At 64.8% G+C, this 4075-nt stretch carries 4 protein-coding genes and 1 pseudogene; 4 read left to right on the top strand and 1 reads right to left on the bottom strand.

Annotation, left to right across the window (positions count from 1 at the left end; translation table 11 throughout):
* The coding region (locus tag B3446_RS02735; RefSeq protein ID WP_291377235.1) for a LysR family transcriptional regulator at positions 1-305 on the bottom strand (305 nt) is incomplete at its 3' end.
* Positions 306-507: 202 nt separating this feature from the next.
* Between B3446_RS02735 and B3446_RS02740 the strand changes: the two genes are divergently transcribed.
* From B3446_RS02740 to B3446_RS02755, 4 genes and pseudogenes are all read left to right on the top strand, one after another.
* Complete coding sequence (locus B3446_RS02740) at positions 508-1806, top strand: imelysin family protein (RefSeq protein WP_291377236.1); 1299 nt, start codon at positions 508-510, stop codon at positions 1804-1806.
* Between the two features lie 38 nt (positions 1807-1844).
* A pseudogene (gene accB / locus B3446_RS02745) lies at positions 1845-2138 on the top strand (acetyl-CoA carboxylase biotin carboxyl carrier protein); the annotation flags it as partial.
* A 9-nt stretch (positions 2139-2147) separates the two neighbouring features.
* Positions 2148-3494 (top strand): acetyl-CoA carboxylase biotin carboxylase subunit, encoded by a 1347-nt coding sequence (gene accC / locus B3446_RS02750; RefSeq protein ID WP_175126241.1) that lies wholly within the window; start codon positions 2148-2150, stop codon positions 3492-3494.
* Between the two features lie 110 nt (positions 3495-3604).
* Positions 3605-4075, top strand: a 471-nt coding sequence (locus B3446_RS02755; protein ID WP_291377237.1) for a 50S ribosomal protein L11 methyltransferase, incomplete at its 3' end; no start/stop codon positions are given.

The raw sequence follows: 4075 nt of genomic DNA on the forward strand, positions 1-4075 counted from the left end.
CGCCCCCGGTGGCGGGCCCCAAGGCCGCCCTTGCCCGCGCGGCCCACCCGCCCCCCCCCGCCGCCCGCCCCGGCGCTTTCCGCATGCCGCAGGGTCAGTTGGGCCTGGCGCAGGAATGCGGCGCCGGCCGGCGTGGTGGTCACGCCGGTGGGGCTGCGTGTCAGCAGCCGCGTCGCCAGCTCGCTCTCCAACCGGCTGATCTGCTGGCTGAGCGCCGACGCGACCACGCCGAGGTCGCGCGCGGCGCGGCCGATGCTGCCCAGCTCGGCAACGCGGACGAAGTAACGGAGTTGGCGCAGTTCCATAAGGCGGTTTCCAGGCTGAAAAAAACGGGGCCGGCGTGGCCCTGAGTGACCTGCCGGAGCATACTTTTTTCGTTCAAAAATATGTCAGCTATCTGAACAACGCCTGAATATCAAACGAAAATTGTTTACACTCGCATCCACAAAATTCAAGCCGGAACGGGCCGCCGCGGGGGCGGGCCGTCCGAATTACGGGAGAAAGACGATGCGCAAGTTGCTTTTGGGTGCGGTGCTGGCCGCCGCGGTGTATGGCGGAGTGGCGCAGGCCGCCGTCGAACCCAAGGCCGTGGTCGCCACGTACTCCGATCTGGCGCTGGCCGGCTACGAGGATTCGCTGACGGCCGCCAAGAAGCTGCGCGACGCCATCGACGCGCTGGTCGCCAAGCCCAGCGCGGAAACCTTGAAGGCCGCGCGCGAGGCATGGATCGTGGCGCGCGTGCCGTATCAGCAGACCGAGGCCTACCGCTTCGGCAACCCCATCGTCGACGACTGGGAAGGCCGCGTGAACGCCTGGCCGCTGGATGAAGGCCTGATCGACTACGTCGACGCCTCCTACGGCACGGAAAACGACCAGAACGCGTTCTACGCCGTGAACGTCATCGCCAATTCCAAGATCTCGGTGGGCGGCAAGACGGTCGACGTCAGCAAGATCACGCCCGAGCTGCTGTCCGACGTGCTGCACGAGGCCGACGGCAACGAGGCCAACGTGGCCACGGGCTATCACGCGATCGAGTTCCTGCTGTGGGGCCAGGACCTGAACGGCACCGGCGCCGCGCCCGCTGACCGCAAGGGCACGCCGCAAGAGCGTCACTCGGGCAATCGTCCGCATACGGATTTCGATCCGAAACAGTGCACCGGCGGCAATTGCGAGCGCCGCATTGAATTCTTGAAGGCGGTAACGGACCTGCTGGTGACTGATCTCGAAGAAATGGTGGGCAACTGGAAGAAGGACGGCGCGGCGCGCAAGGCGGTCGAAGAGGATCCGAAGGCCGGCCTCATCGCCATGCTGACCGGGCTGGGCAGCCTGTCGTACGGCGAACTGGCGGGCGAACGCATGAAGCTGGGCCTGATGCTGCACGATCCCGAAGAAGAGCACGACTGCTTCTCGGACAACACGCACAACTCGCACTTTTACGACCAGATAGGCATCCGCAACGTCTATCTGGGTTCGTACACGCGCATCGATGGCAAGAAGGTGAGTGGCGCCAGCCTGTCCGAACTGGTCAAGGCCAAAGATTCCAAGCTGGACGCAGAAGTGCGCGCCAAGCTTGACGCCACCGTCGCCGCCATGCAGGCCATGAAGACGCGCGCCGAGACGGTCGAGACCTATGACCAGATGATCGCGGAGGGCAACAAGGAGGGCAACGCGGTGGTGCAGGCCGCCATCGACAGCCTCGTCGCGCAGACGCGCAGCCTGGAACGCGTGATCGCGCTGCTGGACCTGGGCAAGGTCGCCATCGAAGGGTCCGACAGCCTGGATAAACCTGACGCCGTATTCAAGTGAAACTCGCATTAGCCGCTGTACTGGCGGCGTCGGTTCATGCCGTCGCCGCCGCCGCGCCCGCCGCTGCGCCGGCCGCGCCCGCTGCCCCGGTCATTCAAGGCCACGTCGTGAAGGCCCCGATGGTCGGCACGTTCTACCGTTCGCCGAACCCGGGCGCTGCCCCGTTCATCGACGTGGGCGCCACCGTCAAGGAAGGCGACCCGCTGTGCATCATTGAAGCCATGAAGCTGCTCAATGAAATCGAAGCCGACAAGGCCGGCGTCATCAAAGAAATCCTGGTCGAAAACGGTGAGCCCGTCGAGTACGGTCAACCCCTGTTCGTCATTGGCTGATAGCTGAACATGTTCGAAAAAATCCTGATCGCCAATCGGGGCGAAATCGCCCTGCGCATTCAGCGCGCCTGCCGCGAGCTGGGCATCAAGACCGTCGTCGTGCACTCCGAGGCCGACCGCGAAGCCAAGTACGTGCGCCTTGCCGATGAATCCGTGTGCATCGGGCCCGCGCCGTCGCGTGAAAGCTACCTGAACATGCCGGCCATCATCTCGGCCGCCGAAGTCACGGATTCCGAGGCAATCCACCCGGGTTACGGGTTCTTGTCCGAAAATGCCGACTTCGCCGATCGCGTCGAGAAGAGCGGTTTCGTGTTCATCGGCCCGCGTCCGGACACGATCCGCCTGATGGGCGACAAGGTCAGCGCCAAGCGCGCCATGATCGAAGCCGGCGTGCCGGTGGTGCCGGGCTCGGAAGGCGCGTTGCCCGACGATCCGCAGGAAATCCTGCGTACGGCGCGCGAAGTCGGCTATCCGGTCATCATCAAGGCAGCAGGCGGCGGCGGTGGCCGCGGCATGCGCGTGGTGTACACCGAGGCCGCGCTGCTCAATGCCGTCACGATGACGCGTTCCGAAGCAGGCGCCGCGTTCAACAACCCGGAAGTCTATATGGAGAAGTTCCTCGAGAACCCGCGCCATATCGAAATCCAGGTGCTGGCCGACGGCGGCCGCAACGCAGTCTGGCTGGGCGAGCGCGACTGCTCCATGCAGCGCCGCCACCAGAAGGTCATCGAGGAAGCGCCGGCGCCCGGCATCGCCCGCCGCCTGATCGAGCGCATTGGCGACCGCTGTGCCGACGCCTGCCGCAAGATGGGCTATCGCGGCGCCGGCACGTTCGAGTTCCTGTACGAAAACGGCGAGTTCTATTTCATCGAAATGAACACCCGCATCCAGGTCGAACACCCGGTCACCGAGCTGATCACCGGCATTGACCTGGTGCAGCAGCAGATCCTGATCGCCGCCGGCGAGAAGTTCACGCTGCGTCAGCGTGACATCACGTTCAGCGGCCATGCGATCGAATGCCGCATCAACGCCGAAGATCCGTTCCGTTTCGTGCCCAGCCCGGGCCGCATCACGAACTGGCATACGCCGGGCGGTCCTGGCGTGCGTATCGACTCGCACGCGTTCAATGGCTACTTCGTGCCGCCCAACTACGATTCGATGATCGCCAAGGTCATCACGTACGGCGACACGCGTGACCAGGCGCTGGCCCGCATGCGCATCGCGCTGTCGGAAATGGTGGTGGAAGGCATCTCCACCAACATCCCGCTGCATCGCGAAATGCTGCAGGACGCCCGCTTCATCGAAGGCGGCACCAGCATCCACTATCTGGAACACAAGTTGGCGCAGCGTCCCTGACCGACTCTGGGGCCTCACGGCCCCTTTTGCGTTTTACCTTGTTGATGTTTTAAGGTTGATCGGGCCGCGGCGGATGCCGCGGCCCGTTGACCAGATGGAAGAGAAAAATCATGCGTGAACTCGTGCTCCACTGCTCGGAGACGCAGGCCGAAGCCCTGTCGGACGCCTTGCTCGAAGCCGGCGTGCTGTCGGTCTCCGTCGAAGACGCCGACTTCGGCACCGAAGTCGAACGCCCGTTGTTCGGCGAGCCGGGCACCGAGCCCGACGTCCAGGCATGGGACCGCAATCTCGTCGTCGCCTTGTTGCCCGACGGCGCCGATCCCGCGCAGATCATGGAAGAAGCCGCCCAAACCGGGGAGCTCGATGCATCGGTGTTCGACGGCTGGAGCCTGCGCGACGTGCCGGACGCCGACTGGGTGCGCCTGACGCAATCGCAGTTCGGCCCGATCCACATCGCCGAACGCCTCTGGATCGTGCCAAGCTGGCACCGCGACAATCCCGATGTGCCCGGCCTGGACACGGCCTTGCCGGACCAGGACGGCGCCATTCATATCGAACTGGACCCGGGCCTGGCGTTCGGC

It is taken from the genome of Achromobacter sp. UBA5777 (genome assembly GCF_002418565.1).
Lineage (GTDB): Bacteria > Pseudomonadota > Gammaproteobacteria > Burkholderiales > Burkholderiaceae_B > Achromobacter > Achromobacter animicus.